Source organism: Desulfonatronospira sp. (assembly GCA_003563255.1).
GTDB lineage: Bacteria > Desulfobacterota > Desulfovibrionia > Desulfovibrionales > Desulfonatronovibrionaceae > Desulfonatronospira.
Genome location: PWSL01000478.1, coordinates 1 through 2,979, shown reverse-complemented (window position 1 = coordinate 2,979; position 2,979 = coordinate 1). Strand labels below are relative to the sequence as shown.

The following is a 2,979-nucleotide window of genomic DNA, read 5'->3' as shown; positions in this document are numbered from 1 at the left end:
TTGGTCGTTAAAATCGGTTCGTGGTTCCTGGTTCTTCGTTCCTGGTTACCTCTTGTTCCCAGGCTGGAGCCTGGGAACAAGAAAAGAAAGAAAAGAAAAAAATCCCTGCCTGCATGTTTGTGGGGACAGGCACACCCGGCACTTATTTTTTTATTGAACAAGAAACAAATTAGAAAAATAAGTGCCGGGAGAGCCAGTCCCCGTGCTCAACGCGTCCTGCAAGGGTTGACCGAAATGATGCCCCGAAGGGGCCACTTTTTCCGCGCAGGGTCACGGAAAAAGCATAGAAACTTGATAGCCTGTGTACGAGTATATTATAACCAGGAATTGAGCATATGTCCATTCCGGTTTTTGCCGTACTGAACTTGTCCGGCAATCAACCAGTCCCGCCCGGAAAGATATATATGGATTGACACATCTTGGGACAGTACCCGCGGCAACATTTTTTTGGTTACTGACATCTCTTATTCGCAAAGCTGGTTGCCTTTGACTTGGTAAATTCTTAGCGGGGACAGTCCCACTGCCATGCGCTGAACCTCCCGCTCTCTACAGATTTTACTGGAATGCCTGCTGCAGCCGGTACCTGAGATGGGTATAGCGCTTTGAGGCCCCGGTGCTGCGAAGTCCCATGGCCATAGCCTTGGTGGAGCCTATGAGCACGGCCAGGCTTCTGGCCCTGGTAAGGCCTGTGTAAATCAGGTTTCTCTGCAATAGTAGATAGTGCTGGGTAACCACCGGCATGACTACTGCCGGGTATTCGCTGCCCTGGGATTTGTGAACGCTGACGGCATATGCCAGGGTCAGCTCATCCAGATCGTCCAGGTCATAGACCACTTCCTTTCCATCATAATCCACGGACAACTCCGAGTCTTCCAGGTTCACCCTGGTAATCCATCCCAGGTCACCGTTGTAAACATCCTTTTCGTAGTTGTTGCGCATTTGAAGCACCCGGTCATTAACCCTGAACCTGCGGTATCCGCGCACAACCGCGTCCGGACCGGGATTCAGCCTTTCCTGGAGCAGACGGTTAAGCTCCGATGTGCCTACGTCACCCTTGTGCATAGGCGTCAGTACCTGGATATCTTTAATCGGATCCAGGTTGTAGACCGCCGGAATGCGCTGGCACACCATGTAGGTGATAAGCTCCTGAATCCTGGACAGGTCATCCTGCTGTACCCAGAAAAAATCCGCCTGGGGAGGCTTTTTATTCGATGCCACGGGAAATTCGCCCATGTTGATGCGATGGGCATTAACCACTATGCTGGATTCTCTGGCCTGCCTGAAGATGCTGGTCAAAACAGCTCTGGGGACTGTTTCGCTTTCCAGGATGTCTTTGAGCACGTTGCCGGGGCCAACCGCGGGAAGCTGGTTTACGTCGCCAACCAGCACCAGCCTGCAGGTTACCGGCAGAGCCCGCAGAAGCTGCACCATCAGTGCTGCATCCAGCATGGAAACCTCGTCAACAATCACTGCCTCAGCCTTGATTTTGTTGTCCTCGTTATGTTCAAACCCCCCGGAAGGATTAAAACCCAACATGCGGTGTATAGTGGCCGCCCCCGCCCCGGTGGCCTGGGAAAGCCTCTTGGAAGCTCTGCCCGTGGGCGCGGCCAGCTTGATCTTGAGGCCCAGGTCTCGAAAAGTCCGCACCAGCATACGTGTGATGGTGGTTTTTCCTGTGCCGGGCCCTCCGGTGATGATATAGGTTTTGTTGAGACAGCCTTCTACAACCGCCTGGCGCTGTTCAGGGGTCAAGCGGATCTTTTCCTGTCTTTCCAGCCTTTCAAGTCCGTCTGAAACTTTTTCCGGAGACAGAGCTGCAGGGTGAGTACTCAAGCTGCAAAGCCTCTGGGCCAGGTCCAGCTCCACCTTATAGTAAAAACTCAGGTAAACCGCCCTGGAAATGCCCTGCTCTGGTAAATCCTGGACTATAACTCTTTTTCTCTCCTCCAGAGCATTCAGGGCGGTCTGGATTTTCTGCAGAGAAACATCTCCCAGCAACTCCTGCACTTTGTTCAACAGGTCTTCCGCCGGGTAGAACAGGTGCCCCTGCTCTGCAAACTGAAATAACTGGTAGGCTATGCCGGCCTGCAAGCGCTCTTGGCTGTCCGGGGGCAGTCCCAGCTTTATGGCCATCCTGTCCGCGGTTATAAAGCCAATCCCGCGGATCTCGTAAACCAGGTCATAGGGGTTGTCTTTCAGTTTTTGAATGGATTCGTTGCCATATTTCCTGTATATTCTGGCTGCAAACGTGGTAGGAATCTGGTAGGTCTGCAAAAAAAGCATCAGGTTTCGGATTTCGCGCTGCTGGGACCATGAGGACTTGATTTTTGCCAGCTTTTTCTGCCCGATGCCTTCCACCTCTAAAAGTCTGTCTGGGTCGCTGTCAAGAATATCGAGCACTTTTTCCCCGAAACCCTCCACCATTTTGCCGGCCATGATGGGGCCTACACCCTTGATCATGCCGGAGGCCAGGTACCTTTTGATTCCGCTGATGCTGGCGGGAAAGAGCTGTTCAAATTCCTGGACCATGAACTGACGTCCATACTTGGGATGCTCTTTCCACTCCCCCTTGAGCTGGAGCATTTCCCCCGGCACCAGGTTCCCCATGTAACCACAAACAGTCACCTGGCCCGGCTCACCTGTGGCCTGGACCCGGGCCACGGCATAGCCGTTGTCGGAATTGGTGAAAGTGAGGCTTATAACCTCCGCCTTGATTTCCTTCATAATTTATAATCGCTTATCAACCATTCCGGCACTTATCTATACCTTGAGGGACCGGCTCCTCTGCATCCAAGAGTCTTTGCAGTGCAGGGTTGGTTGCTGTGTTGTATTTCCTGGTTACAATTCACACTTAAATGTAACAGTTTAGCTGTTTGGACACTAAGCTCAGGTGCTCCCCCCGCCGCGCAAGCGGCTGATGCCTTTTCCTTGCGGGTTCTTATTCCCGCAAGGAAAAAACATGCTTCTTCAATCTCTTTT

Annotated in this window: 1 protein-coding gene; it reads right to left on the bottom strand. The window is 52.3% G+C overall.

The annotated features are described in order from the left end of the window. Positions 1-555: 555 nt before the first annotated feature. Positions 556-2,724 carry an ATP-dependent RecD-like DNA helicase gene (locus QZP87_RS14085; protein WP_291323558.1) on the bottom strand — a complete coding sequence of 723 codons (2,169 nt, stop codon included), beginning with the start codon at positions 2,722-2,724 and terminating at the stop codon, positions 556-558. Positions 2,725-2,979 lie beyond the last annotated feature (255 nt).

Excerpts from the sequence above, each read along its gene's own strand:
- QZP87_RS14085 (WP_291323558.1), bottom strand. The coding sequence starts at position 2,724 with ATGAAGGAAATCAAGGCGGAGGTTATAAGCCTCACTTTCACCAATTCC.